The sequence below is a fragment of the Parabacteroides goldsteinii genome (assembly GCF_020091425.1).
In the GTDB taxonomy this organism is placed as follows: Bacteria; Bacteroidota; Bacteroidia; order Bacteroidales; family Tannerellaceae; genus Parabacteroides; species Parabacteroides goldsteinii.
In genome coordinates this window covers 1,705,309-1,727,800 of sequence record NZ_CP081906.1, presented here as the reverse complement: position 1 = coordinate 1,727,800, position 22,492 = coordinate 1,705,309, and the positions used below count along the sequence as shown (strand labels likewise).

Annotated in this window: 21 protein-coding genes; 18 read left to right on the top strand and 3 right to left on the bottom strand. The window is 39.7% G+C overall.

The annotated features are described in order from the left end of the window. Positions 1 to 417: 417 nt before the first annotated feature. From K6V26_RS08105 to K6V26_RS08055, 11 genes are all read left to right on the top strand, one after another. Positions 418 to 1,539: an MraY family glycosyltransferase gene (locus tag K6V26_RS08105; protein WP_224265059.1), complete on the top strand. Its 1,122-nt coding sequence runs from the start codon at positions 418 to 420 to the stop codon at positions 1,537 to 1,539. An 11-nt stretch (positions 1,540 to 1,550) separates the two neighbouring features. Then, complete coding sequence (locus tag K6V26_RS08100; protein WP_224265058.1) at positions 1,551 to 2,828, top strand: oligosaccharide flippase family protein; 1,278 nt, start codon at positions 1,551 to 1,553, stop codon at positions 2,826 to 2,828. Further along, positions 2,825 to 4,018, top strand: a complete 1,194-nt coding sequence (locus tag K6V26_RS08095) for an EpsG family protein (protein ID WP_224265057.1) — start codon at positions 2,825 to 2,827, stop codon at positions 4,016 to 4,018. Before K6V26_RS08100 ends, K6V26_RS08095 begins: the two co-directional genes overlap by 4 nt. Positions 4,019 to 4,047: 29 nt before the next feature. Continuing rightward, complete coding sequence (locus K6V26_RS08090) at positions 4,048 to 4,893, top strand: hypothetical protein (protein WP_224265056.1); 846 nt, start codon at positions 4,048 to 4,050, stop codon at positions 4,891 to 4,893. Between the two features lie 31 nt (positions 4,894 to 4,924). Beyond that, the gene (locus K6V26_RS08085; protein WP_224265055.1) at positions 4,925 to 5,620 is read left to right on the top strand and encodes an IspD/TarI family cytidylyltransferase; all 696 of its coding nucleotides are present in this window, start codon (positions 4,925 to 4,927) and stop codon (positions 5,618 to 5,620) included. A gap of 3 nt (positions 5,621 to 5,623) precedes the next feature. Next, entirely contained in the window at positions 5,624 to 6,664 is a 1,041-nt protein-coding gene (locus K6V26_RS08080) for an NAD-dependent epimerase/dehydratase family protein (RefSeq protein ID WP_224265054.1), read from the top strand. Then, a complete protein-coding gene (locus K6V26_RS08075; protein WP_224265053.1) occupies positions 6,661 to 7,326 on the top strand; it encodes a ribulose-phosphate 3-epimerase in 666 nt (221 codons plus the stop codon). Before K6V26_RS08080 ends, K6V26_RS08075 begins: the two co-directional genes overlap by 4 nt. A gap of 13 nt (positions 7,327 to 7,339) precedes the next feature. Further along, complete coding sequence (locus tag K6V26_RS08070; RefSeq protein ID WP_224265052.1) at positions 7,340 to 8,632, top strand: CDP-glycerol glycerophosphotransferase family protein; 1,293 nt, start codon at positions 7,340 to 7,342, stop codon at positions 8,630 to 8,632. An 87-nt stretch (positions 8,633 to 8,719) separates the two neighbouring features. Beyond that, positions 8,720 to 9,886 (top strand): CDP-glycerol glycerophosphotransferase family protein, encoded by a 1,167-nt coding sequence (locus tag K6V26_RS08065; RefSeq protein ID WP_224265051.1) that lies wholly within the window; start codon positions 8,720 to 8,722, stop codon positions 9,884 to 9,886. 14 nt (positions 9,887 to 9,900) lie between these two features. Further along, complete coding sequence (locus tag K6V26_RS08060; RefSeq protein ID WP_224265050.1) at positions 9,901 to 10,728, top strand: glycosyltransferase family 2 protein; 828 nt, start codon at positions 9,901 to 9,903, stop codon at positions 10,726 to 10,728. Positions 10,729 to 10,738: 10 nt separating this feature from the next. Further along, positions 10,739 to 11,995, top strand: coding sequence for a glycosyltransferase family protein (locus tag K6V26_RS08055; RefSeq protein WP_224265049.1), 1,257 nt, complete (start codon positions 10,739 to 10,741; stop codon positions 11,993 to 11,995). Between the two features lie 100 nt (positions 11,996 to 12,095). On the opposite strand, the gene K6V26_RS08050 is transcribed toward K6V26_RS08055, so the two are convergent. From K6V26_RS08050 to K6V26_RS08040, 3 genes are read right to left on the bottom strand one after another with little or no spacing between them, the layout of a single operon-like run. Continuing rightward, positions 12,096 to 12,410, bottom strand: a complete 315-nt coding sequence (locus K6V26_RS08050; RefSeq protein ID WP_224265048.1) for a hypothetical protein — start codon at positions 12,408 to 12,410, stop codon at positions 12,096 to 12,098. A gap of 12 nt (positions 12,411 to 12,422) precedes the next feature. Continuing rightward, complete coding sequence (locus K6V26_RS08045; protein ID WP_224265047.1) at positions 12,423 to 12,887, bottom strand: glucosaminidase domain-containing protein; 465 nt, start codon at positions 12,885 to 12,887, stop codon at positions 12,423 to 12,425. Positions 12,888 to 12,907: 20 nt separating this feature from the next. Next, positions 12,908 to 13,351 carry an HU family DNA-binding protein gene (locus K6V26_RS08040; protein WP_164727204.1) on the bottom strand — a complete coding sequence of 148 codons (444 nt, stop codon included), beginning with the start codon at positions 13,349 to 13,351 and terminating at the stop codon, positions 12,908 to 12,910. A gap of 260 nt (positions 13,352 to 13,611) precedes the next feature. Between K6V26_RS08040 and K6V26_RS08035 the strand changes: the two genes are divergently transcribed. From K6V26_RS08035 to K6V26_RS08005, 7 genes are all read left to right on the top strand, one after another. Beyond that, positions 13,612 to 13,836, top strand: coding sequence for a DUF4248 domain-containing protein (locus K6V26_RS08035; protein WP_224265046.1), 225 nt, complete (start codon positions 13,612 to 13,614; stop codon positions 13,834 to 13,836). A 761-nt stretch (positions 13,837 to 14,597) separates the two neighbouring features. Beyond that, positions 14,598 to 15,122 (top strand): hypothetical protein, encoded by a 525-nt coding sequence (locus tag K6V26_RS08030; RefSeq protein ID WP_046146973.1) that lies wholly within the window; start codon positions 14,598 to 14,600, stop codon positions 15,120 to 15,122. A gap of 8 nt (positions 15,123 to 15,130) precedes the next feature. Then, positions 15,131 to 16,486 (top strand): replicative DNA helicase, encoded by a 1,356-nt coding sequence (locus K6V26_RS08025; protein WP_224265045.1) that lies wholly within the window; start codon positions 15,131 to 15,133, stop codon positions 16,484 to 16,486. Next, on the top strand, positions 16,483 to 17,985 hold the full coding sequence (locus K6V26_RS08020) for a DNA primase (protein WP_224265044.1): 1,503 nt from the start codon (positions 16,483 to 16,485) through the stop codon (positions 17,983 to 17,985). The genes K6V26_RS08025 and K6V26_RS08020 overlap by 4 nt, the downstream gene beginning before the upstream one ends. 35 nt (positions 17,986 to 18,020) lie before the next feature. Further along, positions 18,021 to 19,481, top strand: a complete 1,461-nt coding sequence (locus tag K6V26_RS08015; RefSeq protein WP_224265043.1) for a capsule assembly Wzi family protein — start codon at positions 18,021 to 18,023, stop codon at positions 19,479 to 19,481. Then, positions 19,478 to 19,879 (top strand): lipocalin-like domain-containing protein, encoded by a 402-nt coding sequence (locus tag K6V26_RS08010; protein WP_224265042.1) that lies wholly within the window; start codon positions 19,478 to 19,480, stop codon positions 19,877 to 19,879. Before K6V26_RS08015 ends, K6V26_RS08010 begins: the two co-directional genes overlap by 4 nt. 216 nt (positions 19,880 to 20,095) lie before the next feature. Next, on the top strand, positions 20,096 to 22,492 hold the full coding sequence (locus K6V26_RS08005; protein ID WP_224265041.1) for an SLBB domain-containing protein: 2,397 nt from the start codon (positions 20,096 to 20,098) through the stop codon (positions 22,490 to 22,492).

The following is a 22,492-nucleotide window of genomic DNA, read 5'->3' as shown; positions in this document are numbered from 1 at the left end:
GCTACTTATCAAGCATAAAACTTTATAAAAGCCCATTCCAACATTCTTTACTTTTACATAGTTATTGTATTTTTTTATATCATTATATAAGATAAAAGATTTAAACAAAATCAGCTATAAAACAAATCGAAATATGGAATATAAATAAATAGTTATCAATATATTACAATAAAAACAAATGACTAAAATAATCGATCGTTTATTTTAGTCTGTGCAAAGGTATGAATTATTTTTATATCCACAAGACATATATTTTTTTATAAAAATTGATTTTCAAAGTATTAAATATTTTTTAACATAAGGTTAAAAAACACATAATGATGACTAGAAAAAACGATCGTTTTTTCTAGTCATTTTTCGTTAGCACACACATGTGACTGACGAACTTTGTCGTGTCCAATAACTAGTATTAATGTAATGGCTTACCTACTTATTACTTTATCGTTATTCATATCAATAATCCTTTCAAGGCTTATTATTCCGCGTATTCTGGTAGTTGCACACCGAAAAAAACTGTTCGATATACCTGATGAACGAAAAGTCCATAGTGGAATAATTCCCCGATTGGGTGGTGTTTCATTTGTTCCCACCATCCTGTTTTCGTTAGCCTTTGTCACCGGATTAAGGTATATTGTCGGACTTGAAATAGCCATTGACAAGCTTAATTTCATAATTCCCGAATTTTACTTCATGGTCTGTGGTCTGATGTTATTGTATTTATCAGGTATAAAAGACGATTTGGTAGGACTACGCTATCGAAGCAAATTCATCATACAGACCATAGTCGCCTGCTTCATTCCTCTGTCAGGCTTGTGGATCAACAACCTGTACGGCCTTTTCGGTATCCACGAACTTACACCCTGGCTAGGTATCCCCTTCACTATCTTCCTAACCGTATTCATTGTCAATGCCATTAATCTGATAGACGGTATTGACGGTCTGGCATCAGGACTAAGTAGCATATCGTTGCTCGCACTCGGTAGCCTGTACATCTATTACGAACAATGGGTCTATGCCATGTTTGCTTTTTCCACATTGGGGGTGTTACTTCCTTTCTTCTATTATAATGTATTCGGACAGGCCGACCGTTGCAAAAAAATATTCATGGGCGATACCGGTAGCCTGACATTAGGCTACATACTTGCCTTTTTAGCCATCGCTTATACCAACAACAATTCCGAAAGAGCTCCTTATACCGAAGGAGCCATCGTCGTTGCCTTTTCAACATTGATTGTTCCCATATTCGATGTGTTCCGGGTCATATTGGTACGTGCCCGAAATCATAAAGGGTTATTCAATGCAGACAGAAACCATATACATCATAAATTTTTGGATATGGGCTTCAGTCCGCGCAAAGCAATGATCAGCATATTGGCGATGGCATTATCTTTCAGTGTCATCAATATGACATTTATATCCTATGTAAATAACAATGTTTTGTTTATAATGGATATTGTTGTTTGGGTTGGGTTGAATTTGTGGTTTGATCGGATTAGGGATAAAAATAATTTATCGGGAAAGTTAAAGGATATAATCTGATTTTCATTGGAATGATACGCTTCTTTATAGAGACATTAAAGAATAAGTTACGTAATAACAGGATCATCGCCAAGAACACGGGGTATTTGACTATCATAGAATGTGTACGTATCTTTATGCCTTTCGTAGCCCTCCCTTACATTATAAGGACGGTTGGTATGGAAAAGAATGGAATGGTAGCTTTAGCACAAACTATTATTCAATATTTTAGTGTGGTCATCAATTTTGGTTTGGACATCTCTGCGGTAAAAGATGTTTCAGTCCATCGTAGCGACAAGCTAGCATTAAACAGGATTGTTTCTACTGTGCTATTTATCAAATTATTGCTGTTTTTGCTCTGTTCGTTTGTGTTACTGATCGGAATGTTGACCGTTCCGTTTATGGAACAGAATAAACCTCTGATTTTTTTTGCATTTCTAACTTGCTTGTCGGAGCTATTATTTCCTGTGTGGTATTACCAAGGGATTGAAAAGATGAAATATATCACCCTTGTCCGCTCCAGTTCCATATTGTTTTATACGATTTCCGTATTCATATTTATACATAGTGAGGGTGATTATCCCTTGGTTGCACTTCTACAGTCCATGGGAAATGTACTGGCGGGGATAATTTCTTTTTATTGTCTGTTGAAACTGGAAGGTATACGTTTAGCAGTGCCTGGCTATGCGATGATACGGCAGATGTTCTTTGAGAGCGTACCTTTCTGGTTCTCACGCATATCGGCCATTTTCAATACCAACTTAGCAAAGACCGTAAGCGGCATATTTTTCACGATGGAGAGCGTGGCGGCTTTCGAATTGGCGCAAAAGGTTTCCAATGCAGTCCGTATCCCTACCAGCATGCTCAATCAAGCCGTGTACCCCCATATTACTCGCACACAAGATAAGCGTTTCGTGGTTCACTTCCTTTGGTTCAATATTCTGTTGGCCTTTGGACTGAGTACTATCATATTTGTGGCATCTCCGCTATTGGTATCTCTACTCACGGGGACCAAGGTACCGGAAACTATTTCTTTGATGCGCATATTTTGTCTATACACGTTTTGCACAAGTATTACGATATGCCTTGGAACCACGACATTAGTTGCGTTCGGGTATCCTAGACCTTTCAATAATAGTGTTATATATAGCACTTTTGTATTAGTATTCATCTATTCTTTGCTCTATTGGATGAATTTGTTTACTATATACAATTTTGCATTAGCATTGGTTTTAACAGATATTTTTGTTCTGTTTTATCGTCTCTATTACTGCCGTTTATATAGGATCTTGACCTTCGGAAAATTATGATATATCTCCTTTTATTCACATATTATGTATGCTTGGCACTGGTGTACGATGTTGGTCAGTATCAAAGGCATAGACAGCTACATTTTTTTATTTCGCTAGCCTTAATGATCCTTGTCAGTGGGCTACGATATAGGATAGGTAGCGATACAGTGGTGTATATGGATGATTTCAAATACTATCCGGATTTATTTCATTTACAATGGAACGATTTTTCAGATGTTCGTTACGATCCTTTTTGGGTACTGCTTAACGTTTGTTGTAAAACCCTTTGTAATGATTTCTTTTTGGTGCAGTGTGTCGTAAGCATGATCCACATAGTCATTTGGGGTAAGTTCGTCAAGAAAGTTTGTCCTACACTTTGTTTTTCTATGGTCTTGTTCTATTATATGTTTGAATATACCAAGCAGAATATGGAAGTGATGCGTGAGGCTGTGGCTTTGGCCTTTTTCTTGCTTGCCATATTAGCCTTGAATGAACGTAAAACTTGGAAAGTCGTGCTATATGTTATCACAGCTTTTTTGTTCCACAAATTTTCGCTAGTGGTCTTTGGGCTTTTTTATGGATTTTATCTAGTCTATTCTTTGAAGAAGATATACGTTCTACCTATTATTACTTTTTTTATTGTAATGCCTATTATCCAAAGGGATTGGATTTATATAGTCATAGGAAATATACTTTCGGTAGATACGGTTTATACTAAAGAAATTATGTTTTATGCTACTTCAGATACATATACTATGACAGAATATAATTGGAAAGGAATACTCAGTATCTTTTTACTAATGTTCATCTATATATTTATGAACCTAAAGTGTAGACGAGAATATGGTTCTTATGTTCAATTAAATGAAAAGCTATTTGAGAGTGCAATTTTTTTCTCTATACTGTTGATAAGTCTGAAATACTCTTTTATGATTGTTTTCAGATTATATGACTATTTTCAAACATTTACCAGCCTTTTGATTATTATCATGTTCATAAAATCTGTTCGCTGTTATTCTCTAAATAAAAGATTCTTATTATATTTTCTCTTTCTTTCGGTACCTTCTTTTTTTACCATTAAGAGATATCAAGCTGAATTTGATCTCAATCCCAATGTAGCTAGCTATCTCAGATATTATCCATATAATTCAGTGCTCAACCCGAAAAAAGATCGTGATAGGGAACTACTTATTTTTAATTATAAATAAAACTCAATATAGTCATTATATAAAAGACAATGAAACAGTCTATTTTCCTCTTTTTATGGTTAACATGCGTCAGTTGTGTTCAGCCTCATTTTACAAATATTTATAGTATAACAGGAACCTATGAAAAACACTCAGCTCAAGGTATGGCTGTGTGGGATAATTATGCCGTATTACTTAATGACCAGGGTCTTTGTCGCATATATAGCCTAGATCGAAAAGAGTTGGCTGGTAGTTATCGACTCGGTAGTTTTCACAAGAATAATCATGCAAACTGTGCCTCCTTTGGTGTGGAATATCCAGAAGGGAACATGACTTTTCCTGCCTTGTATGTATCCGAGTGTCGCCGGCCTTATCACTGTTTTGTGGAAAATATCAACTTGGATAGCGCAAAGGTTATACAAACACTACAATATCAAGCAGGAGGAGGAGAAGCACAGGTAGTACATGACTGGATCGTTGATCGCGAGGAACGAAAACTTTATGGCGTGTCCCGTTTACTTGTACCAGACGGAAACAAGGCAAGCGATTCGCTTCGGATTATTCGCTTTCCGTTACCTTTATTGAGTGACGGTAATGTTACGCTAACAGCAAAAGATGTAGAAGAACAGTTTCATATTTATCTTCCAAACCTACTTCAAGGTGGAAGCATACGTAAAGGCATACTTTATTTGCCTGTAGGATTGCACACGGGAAATGAACATAGGAAAGATGCCGAACGAGCTATTGTCATGGTGAACTTAAAACGACAACAGGTGACACACATTTTGAATTTGCAAGAAAAACTGATGAATGAACCGGAGGACGTGGATTTCCATGGTAAACATCTTCTGTTATTTTGCGGACAGACAGGTGGTATTTATCGGATCAAACACTAAAATCCAAATAATTAAAAAACATAGAATATATATGAATATTGCAGTTATTTTGTCGGGAGGTATCGGTTCCCGCATGGGTAGTAATATACCTAAACAATACATAATGGTTGCGGGACGTCCCATTATCAGCTATTGTATAGAAAAATTCGTGCAAAGTAATGAAATAGATGCTCTTGTGATAGCTTTGGACAAACAATGGATCGATTTCATACAACCCTATGTGGTAATGCTTCAACTTCCTGTTTATTATGCCGAACCAGGCGAAACAAGGCAACATACCATTTATAATGCATTAAAGCTGATCCGTTCCCATGGAGGAGTGGATGATGATGTGGTGATTATCCATGATTCCGTCCGACCATTGGTTAGTTCTCAAGTCATACATGACTGTATTTGTGGTTGCATCGCAAACGATGCTGCTATTGCCACTATATCAGTGAAAGATACGATCTACATGTCAACCGAGGGAAATTGCATTACGGACGTGCCTAAGCGAAGTACTTTACATGCGGGACAGACCCCTGAGGCATTTAAACTAGGTAAATATCTTAAAATTCATGAGGAAAGAAGCTATGAAGAAATAGCGACAGTGACAGGAGGTGCCGAGTTTGCTTTCCGTTGTGGCATGAAAGTATTTTTATCCAAAGGGGAAGAGATCAATTTCAAACTGACGACCCCAGAAGATTTAGAACGTTTTGAACAGATAGTGAACAGTAACCAGCTATAAGGTATGATAGAGAATCCCATTATACAGCAGGACATTGATTTTTTTATAGGACATTTCCCCTTTATAGAGCATATAAAAGAAAAAACAATATTAGTCACAGGTGCAACTGGATTAATAGGTTCTGTTTTGATCAAATGTCTGCTACATTTAAATCAAGTAACAAATTCAGGAATAAAGGTCGTAGCAGTGGCTCGTAATAAGCAAAAGGCATACGATTTATTTGGTGATTACGAAATCCAATGGATCTGGCAAGACATGACAGAACCTTTAGATTTGTCAACTTGGGACATCCATTATATTATCCATTGTGCAAGTCCTACAGCATCCCAATTTTATGTAAACTCTCCTGTAGAAACTATAAATACGGCATTTATAGGAACCCGACAATTATTGGAATATGCCTCTCAGCACCCATCTATGCGAGGAATGGTTTATTTGTCCTCTTTGGAATCCTATGGGACGATCAATGACGATTCTGTTCCAGTGACCGAGGATGTAAACGGATACATAAATCCCATTGATGTGCGCAGTAGCTATTCTTTGGGCAAACGAATGGTGGAATGTTTGTGTCATGCTTATGCCTCAGAATATCATGTCCCTGTGGTAATGGCTCGTCTGACTCAAGTTTTTGGTGCCGGAGTTTCAAGGCAAGACACAAGGGTTTTTGCACAATTTGCCAAAAGCGTCATAAGTGGACAAGATATTGTGATGCATACCAGCGGAGAATCCGCAAAACCATATTGCTATACTATTGATGCGATTATTGCTTTGTTTTATCTGTTGCTAAAAGGGGAACCGGGAAAAGCGTATAACGTAGCTACTCCCAATACGTATATTTCCATTTACGATTTGGCCCATCTATTAGTAGAAAAGTTTAATAAAAATTGTCATGTCGTGATTGAGGCAAGAGATAACATGGGATATGCTCCCGTTACGAAATTGAATCTGTCCACGGAAAAACTAGAAGCACTAGGCTGGAAGCCGTTCTTCAAATTAGAAGAGATGTTCGATCGATTGATTAACTATTATAAATCCATTCAATGAGTCCTAAATTATCTGCATCGCTCATGTGTGCCAATTTGGTAAACCTAGAGCGTGATATTCAACTTCTAGAAGAAAACAGGGTTGACTATTTACATATCGACATAATGGATGCTATATTTGTTCCAAATCTGACATTCGGTCCTGATGTTGTCAATTCAATCCGGAAGATTACAAACCTTCCACTAGACATTCACTTACTCATGGAGCACCCACGTGTCGTTATCCGATCGATGGATATTCGTGAGGGTGATATTGTCAGTATTCATAGTGAATGCAAAGAAAGTATCATGGAGAATGCCGCTTTCATCAAACAAAAAAAAGCCCTGTTCGGTTTGGCATTAAATCCGGATACATCTATTGAAGAGGTCAAGAAATACTTACCTTATGTTGATGTAATCTTATTAATGCTGATTGTTCCTGGCTTTGCTGGTAGTAGCATGATACATGGTATCATGGAAAAGGTAAGAGAAACACGCCAATATCTAGATCAACATAGGCATACAAATATAGAAATATGCGTTGATGGCAGTGTGAGTTGTGAAAGAGCTCGATATATGCGTGATTTAGGAGCTTCCATTTTCGTTGGAGGAACAGCAGGTATTTTCAGAAAAGATATGCCTCTTAGTGAGACGATACCTACTTTCATTGAAAGTATAACTTAATGAGTTAAAACGAATGACTAGGAACTTGAAATACTTATGCAAGTTACTGTTGCATCCTCTTTATTTCTTTGGTGGTATTATGCCTAGAAAAAAATATAAATGGTTGTTCGCAACACATAATGCCACTTTTTCAGACAACAGCAAGTATCTTTTCTTAAAAGTACTGGAGGAGTATCCTGAAATAGAAGCTATCTGGATTGCTAATAGTAAGGACGAATTTCATAATGTACGTTCTAAAGGGTTCAGATGCTATATGTGGTATAGCATTCTTGGATTGTATCACAGTTTTACTGCCGGAGTGTATTTGACAACTAATAGTGTAACAGAAATTAACAGGTATGCGTCAGAAGGTGCCTTTTGGGTATATCTAGGGCATGGTATCGGACTAAAAAAAACGAAATGGTTGCGCCCAGAATCTTATTATTTAGCGCTTACAGGCTATACCTATATGGAACTTACAACTAAGTTCAGAGCGAAAATAGAATGTTATTTACTATTGTATCGTGTACCAGACCTCTGTTTAACCACCTCTTTTGATCAAGCTCAAAAATTTTATATGCCTATGTTTAGGATTCCGATGGAGAAATGTATCTTAACAGATTATCCACGCAATAAAATTTTATTGTGCCCGGAAGAGAAAAGAACTCGCTTCATAGAACAGTATGAACCAAAAGAAACCCTTCGCTTTATTGAACAGATCAGACGGTTTAAAAAAGTGTATATATATATGCCTACTTGGCGTAATAACGGCAGTGATTTTTTTAAACAAAGCGGAATCAATTTTAAACGTCTTGAAGAGGCTTTGCAAACTACTCATAGCTGTTTCATCTTAAAGCTACATCCTTTTACACAAATGGATTTATCTATTATCAAGGATTATTCACACATTATTCCTTTTGAAAAGCAATGTGATATCAATACGATTCTGCCTTATACTAATTGTTTGATAACGGATTATTCATCAGTTTATTCGGATTATGTATTATTGAACAAAGAAATTATTCTTTTTCCTTTCGATTTGGAATATAGTTATAACCGAAAAGATTATGATAGAAATAATTTAGAGAAAAAGAAATGGTATGGTAATTCTCCTACTGTTGATCTTGATGATTATAATAAATATTATTTAGGAGTAAAGGTTCAAACCTTTGAAGAACTAATAGCTTTGATAATAAATCGTGTAGATTGCCATTTGACCGAAAAAGATCACAGCTTTCTAATGAAGACATTTTGGGATAGCTACGACAATGGTCTTGATCTAGTAACTGAAATAATAGATCGTAGTAGATTAGAACGAAATGCATAATAAGCAAAATGAAAAATATTGGTATTTTATAGTTCCTATTAATACAATATTTTATCACCAATTAACACAAAAAACTAAAAAGTAATAATGAATTACTATATTAAAATAGTGATAATATATATCATTCGTATATTATTTCACATATTTTCTTTTCTTCCTGTAAAAAAGAACCGAATATTATTTTCTTCTTTTGAAGGAAAAAATTATGGATGTAGTCCCAAGTATATATTTGAATTTATATATGAAAATTATGGAGATTCATGTGAGTATGTTTGGTGTATAAATAATAAAAATAAGATACTAGAGAATTATAAAATCATTCTCTGCGATTACTTATCATTTCGCCATTTGTTTTATTTACTAACATCTAGAGTTATCATAACTAATATGGTCATAGAACCTTTTTTTATAAAACGTAAGACACAACTAGTTATTAATACGTGGCATGGAGGAGGTGCTTATAAAAAAGGGCATGAAAATTCTCCTTATATATCAAACGCAAGAAGAATTTACATGGATTGTCTGAGAAAAATGAGGCAAGGACAAACTGATCATGTTATATCTAGTTGCCGGGCTTTTTCAGAGACTCATTTCAAAGTATTAAATGTTCCTATAGACAAATTCCTGTCTATAGGAATGCCAAGAAATGATTTATTTTTTTCCTCAAGACAAAGGGTTTTGAAAGATGTAATATGTAAACGATTAGGAATTGATAAACATAAAATAGTAGTCTTATATGCCCCTACTTTCCGTGGACTTTGGAGAAAAGCACAATCGGTTACTTCTATATTAAATCCGACTATCGTATGTAATACAGTTAAAAAAAAGTTTGGTACAGATGCCATATTATTATATAGACATCATATTAATATTGCAGGTGATAATTTACCATTAAAAGGCATTATTGATGTTAGCGATTATCAAGATATGCAAGAATTATTGATTCTAGCAGATATCTTTATTACGGATTATTCTTCTGCTGTTTGGGATTTCTCCTTGACAGGTAAGCCCGGTTTTCTTTTTACTCCAGACTTGTCTATTTATAAAACGGATACAGATTTTGATACGCCCATAGAACTTTGGCCTTACCCTTATGCCTTAACCATAGAAGATCTGTGCGCTAATATATTGAAATATGATGAGGAAGAATCGTCACAAAAAATAAAAGCACATCATGCTTTACTTGGTAGTTTTGAAAAAGGTATCGCCACGTCTGAAATATGTAAGATCATAAAAGATCATATGGATAAATAGAATATAAAAATTACATGTGTTTATTTTCAATATTAATTTCCTTATATCATAAGGAAAATCCATTATTTTTGCGCCAAAGTTTGAAGAGCATCTTTACGCAAACGCTATCACCTACAGAGGTTGTCTTGGTAGAAGATGGTCCTTTAACCGATGAATTGCATGAAGTTGTAAAAAAAATCAAAAATCAACATCCCGAACTAAAAGTAGTCCCTTTGCCAACAAATCAAGGTCTTGGCAAGGCTTTGAACGAAGGGTTAAAACATTGTTCGTATGATCTTGTGGCCCGGATGGATACGGATGACATTGCCAAACCAGATCGTTTCGAGAAGCAGTTGGCGATATTTCGGAAACATCCAGAGGTGGATGTAGTGGGAGCTTGGATTGATGAGTTTGAAGGTGATACGTCAAATGTGCTTTCCGTGCGAAAGGTTCCAGAATGGCATGGAAAAATTATCCAATTCGCCAAAGGAAGATGCCCGGTGAACCATCCGGTTGTGATGTTCCGAAAATCGGCTGTATTAAAGGTTGGTGGATATAAACATTTCCCTTTGTTCGAAGATTATTATCTGTGGATAAGGATGTTGATAAATGGTGCCCGATTCTATAATATTCAAGAAAGTTTGCTCTTTTTCCGCTTCACCCCAGATATGTTTAGACGGAGAGGCGGATTAAAATATGCCGTAACAGAGATGCGTTTACAATACCTTTTCTATCAGACTGGATTTATAAATATTTTCACAATGATGAAGAATATATCCATTCGTCTTGTGGTTCGACTATTGCCTAATGGCTTGCGTTCATCGCTTTACAAACGAACTATAAGAAACAACGGACTGTTATAAAAACAAGATAATGAAAATACTTATTATCAGTAGCTTTTTTTATCCGAACAATCAAATAGCTTCGTTTAGGATCGAAGCTTTCGCTAAATATTTCCAATTGGCCGGACATTCGGTTACGGTAGTTACAGAAGGTAAGGTGAATGAAACTGCATTATGGAACGGATGTGAGATCCATTATATAACAAATCCTTTAACTACGCTTTCTTTTATGAATTATTACATAAAGAAAGATTCAAGATGGAGTCTGAGCCAGATACTGATCGCTTTATTGGTGCGCATAACATCAGATTCCAGGTTTATATGGCGTTTCAAAGCTTATAAAAAAGTCATTTCATTATATAAGACAAATTCTTTCAATGTGGTTTTAACCTCATTTGGCCCATTGGCACCTCACACGATCGCACTTCGATTGCGAAGAAACGGATACAAATTTTATTGGATTGCTGATATGCGTGACGAAATGTCAAAGAATATTTTAATATCACGTTACCTTACTAAACGCCTTATACCGTATGAATATAAAATCGTGAACTCTTCGGATTTGATTGTATCTGTTTCTGAGCCTTTACTGAAGGATTTTAAGCGTTTATGCAAGCATGACCATTTCTTGGAGATCAAGAATGGGTATGATTATGAAGAAGTATATGACGTTCGTTTTCAGCCTCAATTTACCATGGCGTTTATTGGACGTTTTTATTGGGGTATAAATCCCAATAATTGGTTTAAAGCTTTTTCAGAACTTATACACGAAGGGAAGTTACCTACGAATTGTTTGATAAAAATCATTGGTAATAATTCGGAGTTGGATATACCCCAAAATATTGCTTCCAATGTCTTTCAGTTGGATTCCGTAATTCATTCCGAAGCGATACGGATGTCGTTGGATGTGGATACGCTTGTTGTGATTCATCCGACAGGGAGAAAAGGCGTGTATACGGGGAAACTGTTTGACTATCTGGCTACAAACAAACCTATATTGGCACTTTGTGATCCGGAGGATGTGATCGCTCAGTTGCTGAATGAAACCAAAGCCGGTTTTACAGTAGACAATGCCGATATTGATGGTATAAAGAAAATGATACTTCGCTGTTATTCAATATGGAAAAACAAGGAAGTATTGCCTCGTGACTGGGAAAAGATTAAGCAATATACGCGGAAGAATCAATGCAAGATACTTCTTGAATATCTAGCCAATAATGCAGGAGAGGATTTAAATCAACTTTATACACAAAAAGCCTGTTACCCCTCCCCATATCAGAGAAGATAACAGACTTTACACGATCAAACTTCCGTTTCTTCATTCTTCCATCCCTCGTTTGGGAAATACTTTGTTGAGACGGATCATGATTGGTAGTTTTCTTCGTAACTCATGCAGTAAATAATTTGTACAGCCCCCCGATCAGTCCCCCAGCCATCAGGCTGTAACCGGCAATGTCTATGGGTTCGACACGTTGTTTGGTTCCCCAGTCGCCCTGGTGGAGAGCGAGAGTATCGCTCCGATAGCCGTCAGCGTCACTTCCGTCTGCTCCATCAGGAGAGCCAACAGGGTGACCGCCATCAGGAACAGGACGAGGATAGGGATGGGGACAAGGGCAGTCACCGGCTGCCGGTTTTTGCTTGCAGGGAAAGATGATCCGGACAAGGCTGGTGAGAAAGGCAAAGATTGTTTCAAGATACTTCATGTTAATTGAAAATTATAAATTGATAATTAATCTTTCGATCGTCCGGCAGATCGACACCAACATCCTTTGATAAGCAGCACGGTTGTCACCGTTCACTTCGCTGATGTATTTACTGTAAGCGATCTCTTTGGCATAGGCCGAAGGATGGGCACTGAGTGAGGCGGCCACCGGATAAGCAGTGTGGATCAGACGGGCGAAATCCATAAAACTGTCTTTCGCTGATTCGTAGGTGCGGAACCAGAGGGAAACATGGCCACCGTTTTCAGAAAGATCAGTCTTTTTGCCTTTCCAGAAAGCATTGGGACGTCCGTAAGCGGTGATACCGAAGAAGTTGTTATGCTCCTTTGCCAGGGTACTTTCCCCCCACCCTGTTTCGATGGCCGATTGGGCAAGGATGACGATCGGATTGATTCCGAAACATTCCCCCGCCTTTTGAGCGGGGAAAAGATATTGTTTGATAAATTCCTGTTTTAACATAACGGATAATTGATACGTTACTACTCGATTTCCGGACGGTCCGAACCACCTCCTGTAGGCGGAGTGACAGTCTCGGTATCCATCTTTTCATATTTGGCATTCTTGCGGATCTCATTGAGCATGGTGCCCGGTGAGAAGACGATACGAGCCTTGTTGAAGAGGGAGACATTGAAGTCCTTTTCGTTCTCAATACCCTTGCTGCCGGCAACCATACGGAAGTTACCCAGGCGGCCCATCTGGATCACATCGCCTTCTTCCAGGCGTTCTTCCATGACGGAAAGAAGACCTTCGATGACAAGCATCACATCACCGATAAAAGCGGTGCTTCGAACAGCGATCAGATCACAGAGCTTGTTGAAATCGAGCTTCTTCAATGAACGGACCTGTGCATAAAATAATTTGGAACCTTCGGCAGCGTCTTTACGCATGTCGGGACGTTTTACTAAGTGGAAACTTAAAGCCATGGGGAATAATTTTTTAATTCGACAATATGCCAATATGCCTATGGAAATACTCCGAAAGCTATTGACGGTTAACTGGTTGGTTATCGATAACATGACAAAGATAGGGTGCTGGAAAAATGGCTGTGACATGAAATGTCATTATCGACGGCGAAGGGTTAAATAAGTCCCGATAAACATATAAATAGTGCGTATAAACATTGAATTTCATTTCTTTATATGGATTTAATTTCTTATCTTAGAGGTAATTAATACATAAGGAAATGGAAGAAGAAAAATTCAAAATCCGCAGTTACGGATGGACGGAACTGGCACTCTGTTACAACCCGGATTTGCATCCGAACTCAGCATCGCGTTTGTTACATCGCTGGGTGGTAAGAAACGAAAAACTGGTCAAAACATTAAAAACTGCCGGGTTCTGCGATCGACAACGAAAACTGACACCGAAACAGGTCGGAGTGATTGTCGATTTTTTAGGAGAACCTTGAAAATTGAAAAGTCCCTTATTTCGGAGATGAAAGATATATGTTTTGAAGATGAAATAAGGGACTTTTGAATGCAAAAGATATATCTTTTTGGAGAAAAGGAGATCGGTTTAGTTTGCATAGGAATGTTGTTTTGCAGCATAATACCAAATGATTATGCGTAAACCGATTAACAATAATAAAAAAAAAGGATGATAAACATGTTCCTGAAGAATATGTAGTTTTTATGATTGCACTCTTTGCCGGACTGAAACAGAACGGTCTGTTGGGAGGTTATTCATACAAGAAAGTTGCTGAATTTATAAATCCGTTTTTCAAATTTAAGTACGTATCGAGTACCGTTCGCAAAAACATGATACTATTCGACAAGTACTCTGATTATTACACTGAAATACAAGAGTTTATAACAAAAATAAAAAAAGAAGTCAAATCAACCGATAAAAATTAAATTTATTAACTCGCTGTGAAACAACATTCTAAGAAACGCAGAACGAGTTAAATTGATACTACAATCCGGAGATATTCATATTTACCTTTGTAGAGAGATTAAACGAAATCAGTTCTTTATTTTATGTAATCTGAAAAAATGCCGGAGGCTTATATATCTTTATAAAGAAGTTCTTTCTATATTTATATAGTCTTGCAGACCTTCGGACAAAACGATTTCAGCACATGGCTTATAGCATTCATTTTCAGACAACTAAGAATAACCAATTAATTTCATTTTCTCTTTCAGTAATTTTTCACTTTTAAATTGTATTGTTATGAGAAAGAAAAAGATTGAAAATGAACCGCTTGCAAAGGAATTATCTATCACGGAACTCCTCGGACAAACATTCATCAAGACACCCCGCTCTATATTCAAACGGATGCAGAGTGATGACATTATCGACCGCCAGATGGCTCATTTACATCTGCTGTTGTTTGGCATTTGTTACCATACGGATGGGTATTGTATCGTAAATAAAAGAGCCTATACCTGCCGCAGAGGAGAATTTATCGGGAAACAATCTACCCTAGCCAAATGGATGGATGTAAGTGGTAGCACATTGAGCCGCCTATTGAAGAGAATGAAATATCTTAAACTGATATCCATTCAACGTATTATCGGTGGAAGCCGTATATATTTGACCGGTTACGATGAATTTACTTTTGTACCTACCGAACCGGAAACCGGAGGAAATAAAAAGACCGATGTCTCAAAAAGTTCAGCCGCCGCCCAAATGGCGGAAGCCGAAAGAAACATGGGCGGACGAAGCATGCAGAATCCAACAAATCAACCTAATTAATGACGCTTATGGAAACTATAGAATCTGTACGCCAGGTGGAAGAGGCTGTGATCTGTGCACTTTTGTCTTCCGAATCTGCCATATGGCAGGTTGCTCCGGTTCTGAAGCCGGAAATGTTCAGCGACCCGCTTTTCGCATTTGTCTACAAAGCCATCTGTTCCCTGAACAGCCGGGGCGAAAAAGCGGATCTGGTAACCACCGATATCGAGATGCGCTGTCTGGATGAAAAACGCTGGAAAGAAATGAACGGGATTGCCATCGTCAACGCTGCCATGACGCAGATACGCCATACCGGCAACCTGATGCAATATACCGAAGAGGTGAAACGGCAGTATATGCTTCGCCTGCTGGGTGCTTTGTTCACTACCTTGCAAGCAAAGGCAAACCGTTTCGATTCCTCCTACACGACTCTGATCGAAAAAGCGGAATCGTCATTGATGGAACTGCGGGAAACCTGTATTGTCGGCAAACAAGTCAGCCGGATCGGAAAAACAGCCAACGAGGTATTGAACATGCACCGTGAACGCATGGAAAACGGAGTGGATACGATGCGCATCAAGACAGGACTGGAAGAGTTCGACTATGTGACCGGAGGACTTTACAACGGCGAACTCACCGTTGGGGCCGGACGTCCCGGCGACGGCAAGACAGCCATAGCCATGCAGATTGCCATGAATGTAGCCCTGTCAGGAAAACATGTCTGTTTCTTCAGCATGGAAATGACCGGTTTGCAAACGATGAACCGTCTGTTTGCCGGATTCGGAGGAGTAGATGCCAACCGTTTGCGTATCACAGGTGCTAACCCGGAGGATTTGTTGAAGATGGAAAAAATGGCGGGTGAGTTCCAGGACCTTCCGTTATATTTTGACTATACTCCGGCAAACACGCTGGAAAATATCCGTGCCCAGGTGATGTTACAGAAGCGCAAAAAGCAATGCGACCTGGCGATTGTGGATTATCTACAGGTGATGAAAATGGAAAAGCAGGGGTGGGAAAATGCGAACCAGACGGTCGGATACAATATACAGGGATTCAAGCAAATGGCACAGGATGCCAATATCCCGGTTCTTGTCCTTTCGCAAATGAACCGTAACAGTATGAACTCCGGTGATAAGGCTCATATCCCGAATTTGCACGATTTACGTGATTCGGGCGTGATCGAACAGGTGGCGGACTGTGTTTATTTCGTTTATATCCCCGAACGTTACGGGATTACCCAGGATGAAGTCACCGGGGAGAGCCTGAAACAGGTCGGAAAACTATACATAAGAAAAACGCGTAACGGATCGACCGGGATTGCCCGTTACCGCTATAATGAGAGTTATACCCGCATCACGAACTATAATATCCGGAAAAGATCATGACAAAGATAGAAATAGAACAACTGAAAGCTTCATACCCTATCGAAAATGTGATCGGAGAGACGGTAAAACTGGAACGAAAAGGGACCAACTATGTAGGACTTTGCCCGTTCCACGAGGATCATCATCCGTCGCTGGTGGTGAATCCTCAAAAACAGACTTTTAAATGTTTTGCCTGCGGAGAACATGGAGATGTGATCGAATTTATAGAGAAGACGGAACATTGTAATTTCATGGAGGCGGTGGGGAAATTGAAAATTGAAAATCGAGAATTGAAAATTAATAAGAAAAACGCGAACCCTGTCGACAGAGATAACGACGCGAAGCAATTTTCAATTTCCAATTCTCAATTTTCAATTAAAAAAAACTTACAGTTCTTTTCTTCCCTTCTCCCCTACGCTTGCGGTTATACGGAGTTAACGCCTGCTTATCTTGATTTTGAGGTCGGACAATCTCCTGTGAATGTTCCGAAAGAATGGTATGCGATGCGCAACCGGGTGATCTTTCCGATCCGCAACGAAGCCGGTGAGTTGATAGCTTTTGCCGCCCGCAGGCTAACGGACAATAATCCGGAAGAACCGAAATATATCAATACATCCACTGCCAACGGATATAAAAAGAGTGAAAACCTCTATGCCCTTCACCGGGCGAAAGAGGCAATCGCCGGGAAAGGCTTTGTGTTTGTGGTGGAAGGATATAAAGATGCGATCGCGATGCATGTCGCCGGATTTTCCAATACAGTAGCATTATGCGGAACGGCCCTGACAGCCGGACAGATTGCATTGCTGAAAAAGTACACGAACCGGATCTGTCTGTTACTGGATGGCGACAAGCCGGGACGGGAGGCAGCCCGCAAAATATCTTTATCGCTCAATCCGTATTCGATGGAGGTGCAGACGATCTTTTTACCGGAAGGGGAAGATCCGGATTCTTTATTCCGACGGTCGGGCAAAGAGGCTTTTGTTTCCCTGATCGATAAGTTTCTGTCGAAACCCCATTTATCGGAAGAAATGCTGCTGACGGCTTGCCTGTTGTTTCCGGAGACTCTTTATATGTTTAAAGGTTCTTCTTGTCTTTTTACGGAATTAGTGAAAAGTATCCTGCAAACGGATGATTTGCTTTTTGAAAATAAGGAGAACCGGATGATACTGGAGCATTTGGAAACAGGGAATCCGGAACCGGGGTTAACGCCTGCGTTAAAAAGCATCGCAAATGAATTGCATGCCGAATACGATCAGTTGGTTTACAATGAAAAGGAACTATTCGGGGCGCTTTATCCGGAGGCATCCAATATCCTGAATATCTATCTGACCCGGTTATTATTTCTGTATTTGGAAAACCGTATCCTACAGGAAATACAAAAAAGCGTACACCGGTTATTGGAAACCGATCCTAAAAAGAAAGAAATACGTCTCGATATCCTTGTCAATATAGCCAAACGGCGGGAACAGTTGCGGCACGTTTCGGAAAATCTGGACAGACCGGGGGCAGTTTGGGGATGATGGGGACTGATTCAAATCTTTCTAATCAATAACAAATGAAATTAATATCAAACTTACTTCTTTGGGGAGGCATTCTACTGCTTCCCCTAAACTCTTATGCTCAGTTATCGAAAGGACTGAGTTACCGGACGGAGACCGGTGTGAGCTTCAGCGGAGGGGAACATACTCCTTTCTGGCTGACGGCAAACAAGCAGGGACTGTCATCTATCGAAAAGAATAACGGTTATCTACGTGCCGGGGTCTTCCGGGAGTTGGAAAACGATAAACGTTTCTCGTATGCTTTGGGAGCGGATCTGGCTGTGGCTTACAATTTTACATCGACTTTCGTGGTGCAACAATTGTATGCGGATCTGAAATATCGTTGCCTGGGGGTGAGTATCGGAAGTAAGGAGCGGTATAGCGAGTTTAATAATCCGTTACTGAGTAGCGGTGGACTGACATTTTCGGGAAATGCCCGTCCGATTCCGCAAGTGCGTATCGGTATTCCGGAATATACGCTCGTTCCGGGAACAAAAGGTTGGTTGGCTTTTAAAGGGCATATCGCTTATGGTATGTTTACGGATGATGGTTGGCAGAAAGATTTCGTAGCTCCGGAAGGTAAACATACGGAACATGTGCTTTATCATTCCAAGGATTTATATGTGAAGATCGGTAATCAGGAAAAGTTTCCTTTGATCTTTGAAGGAGGGCTGGAGATGGCTGCTCAATTCGGGGGAAATGCGTTTAAGGGAAATGGAAAGATTGATATGCCGAATGGGATAAAAGATTTCTTTAAAGTGTTTATTCCGAGTGGGGGTAGCAGTGATACACCGATGGGAGAACAAACGAATATTTATGGAAATCATTTGGGGAGTTGGAATTTCTCACTGACCTGGTATGCTCCGAAAGATTGGACAATCCGTCCTTACTATGAACATTATTTTGAAGACCATTCGCAGATGTTCGGAGAATATGGTTGGAAGGATTGCTTGGCTGGAGTGGAAATTACTTTTCCGAAGAATCCGGTGATCAGTAGTTTCGTTTATGAATATATTTCAACAAAGGATCAGACCGGTCCTGTCTATTGGGATCATACGCCGGAGATACCGGAGCAAGTAAGTGGAGCCGATAATTATTATAATCATGGTATTTATACCGGTTGGCAGCATTGGGGAATGGGGATCGGAAACCCACTCGTCATGTCTCCGATCTATAATAACGACGGAGAAATAGTCTTTAAAAGCAATCGCCTGCAAGGACATCATTTCGGGATCATGGGAACTCCTTGTGCCGATCTGCAATATCGTGTCCTTTTATCAGTAACCCGTAATTGGGGTACTTATGGCGTACCATTTTATGAGATCAAAAAGAATGGCAATGCGTTAGTAGAATTAACTTATACGCCACATCAGTTAAAAGGCTGGGACTTTACAGGATCGCTAGGTGTTGACAGAGGTGGAATGTTGGGTAAAAGTGTTGGTGGCATGTTAACAATCAGAAAAACGGGATGGATATGATGACTTTAATAAATACGAAGAAAAGATATATAGTGGCGGTGTTGCTGGCCCTGATGGTCAGTGCCTGTGGGAAAATGCCGATCAATGGAGACCTGGATGGTCGCTGGCAGATCATGAAAATAGCATATGCGTCGGGAGAGGAAGAGATGCCTGAACGGGCTTACTACAGTGTTGCTTTGCATACAATCAATCTGATGAAGGTTGGTGTAACCAGTCAGACCGGCAATATGGAATATACCGGAGATTCACTTTTTGTGGTTATGCCGGTCAGCAAAGTTGAAGATTTGTTACCATTTGGAATGAACGGAACGGAGCAACGTTTCGGCGTCAAAGAATTAACATCAAAGCATCTGGTATTACAATCGGATTATGCCCGATTGGAGTTCAGGAAGTTTTGATTCAGAAATTATCAGAATTGAACTATCCGATTATTGACCGGTTGTACCTGTCTCCCCTCTTGAGAGGGGGAAGGGGGTGTGTTATAGTTTCGCCCTATAACTAGCTTTAACACACCCCTTATCCCCTCTCAAGAGGGGAATTAGTTACTCCCGTCACTATAAACAGATAACTCAATTATTTTCTAAAATCGAAATAACAACAAAACAAATAACAATATGAATATCGTAATCAGAAATGTATTATTGGGGGGATTACTGTGGTTGGCGGTTCCATTGTCGGCGCAGGTATCCCAGGATTTGATCGACAAGGCAAAAGCTGCCGGTATGACGGATGAACAGATCCGTCGGGAGATGAATAAACGGATGGGGCAATCCGGTACGGAACAGGCTACACGTACAGCCTCGGATGCGGTGGTTACAGATCGTACGGTTGCTATTCCGGATGGAAAGGTGATACCTCCTCTGGATGCTCAACAGGAAGCCAATCGTCCGGTGGGAGATCTGAGCGGAACCGTGTTCGGCCGTGAAATATTTTCAAACAAGAATCTGTCCTTTGAACCTAATCTGAATGTACCAACTCCTAAAGGATATGTCTTATCTGCTGGTGATGAATTGCTAATTAATGTCTGGGGAGATTCAGAACTGAATCTGAAATTGAAGGTTTCTCCCGAAGGAACAATTCTTATCCCTAATCTAGGGCCGGTATCTGTCAGCGGACTGACTATCGAAACTGCTGAAAATCGTATCCGACAGGAATTAGGACGGATCATGTCTACTTTGTCGGGAGATACGGATGGGGCTAATACGTTCGTATCCGTTAGTCTGAGCCAGATACGCAGCATCAAAGTCAATATTGTAGGTGAAGTCGTTGCTCCGGGAACCTACACCCTGCCCTCTTTTGCCACTCTGTTTAATGCTTTATATGCAGCAGGCGGAGTGAATGAGATCGGTTCGCTTCGTGGAATAAAAGTGTACCGTAACAGTAAGGAAGTGGCTAAACTGGATGTATATGATTATCTTTTGAACGGCAAATACAATACGAATATCCGTCTGGAAGAAAATGATATGGTGATCGTTTCTCCTTATGACCAGCTGGCTGTAGTACAAGGAAAAGTAAAACGTAACCGTATTTTTGAGTTGAAAAAGGGGGAAACGCTCTCACAGTTATTGAATATGGCCGGAGGCTTTACCGGGGATGCGTACAAGAAAGATGTCCGTGTCAAGCGAAAAGCTGGAAGCCGTTATCAGATCGCTACTGTTACGGAAGATAAATATCCTACTTTTGCGATGATAGATGGCGATTCTTTGTTGGTGGATTCTGTGATCCCCTTCTATGAAAACCGTTTGACAGTGACGGGTGCAGTTTGGCGTCCGGGAGAATATGAATTGAATGGTACAGTTCATACAGTCCGTCAACTGGTTGATCAGGCAGCGGGTTTGAAAGGAGATGAGTTTGCCGGTCGTGCCCAAATCACCCGTTTGAATCCGGATTTCACAACGACTGTTATAGCCGTAGATATCCGTGGCATTCTCAGTGGCACATCTCCGGATATAGAACTTAAACCGGAAGACCAACTGAACATTCCATCCCTGTTTGATCTTCGCGAGCCTTATACGATCAAAGTAAGCGGAGCGGTAAATTACGTAGATACAGTTCTTCCTTACCGGAACAACCTGACAGTGGAAGATGCTATAATGATGGCCGGTGGTTTGAAGGAATCGGCTGCAACGGTGAATGTGGAAGTTGCCCGTCGTATTAAGGATACAAAAACTTACGAAAACACTAACCGTACGGCCGAAGTATTCAATTTCGCATTGAACGATAATTTAGGTTTGATATCTACGGATGGAAAGAAAAGTGATACGGTCTTTACATTAGAACCGTTTGACGAAGTGTATGTGCGTTTCTCTCCGGGTTATCAGGAACAACAGGTGATAAAAGTAAATGGTGAAATTACTTTTGCCGGCGATTATGTATTGGCCGAAAAGAACTCCCGTCTGAGTGATATTATCGCCAAAGCCGGAGGAATAACTCCCGATGCCTATGTAAAAGGGGCAAGCCTGAAACGCCAGCTGACAGAGGATGAGATGCGCCGCCTGGAAACTCTGCTGCAACTGAGTGCAAATAAGCAAAGCCGTGATTCGGTTGCCTTGTCTTTGGAAAACATCAAAGACTATTCAGTGGGTATCGATTTGGAAAAGGCTTTGACAAATCCGGGAAGTGCCCACGATGTGGTGCTACGTGACGGGGATGAACTTTATATTCCGCAATTCCAGAGTACAGTGAAGATAAGTGGAGCTGTAACTTATCCGAACAGTGTGACGTATACAAATGGAATGTCTGTAAAAAGTTGTTTGTCGCAAGCCGGAGGATACAACGATATTGCCCGTAAATATCCGATCGTAATTTATATGAATGGTAAAGTGGCAACGACCAGAAAGCGTTTTATCTTCTTCAAGCACTATCCGAAGGTAGAACCCGGCAGTGAAATCGTTGTTCCCGCCAAAACGCAGCAAGATCGCAAAACTAGTTTAGCAGAAATCTTGAGCATTACCAGTTCGACCACATCGATGGCTGCAATGATAACCTCTATCATCAACACACTGAAATAA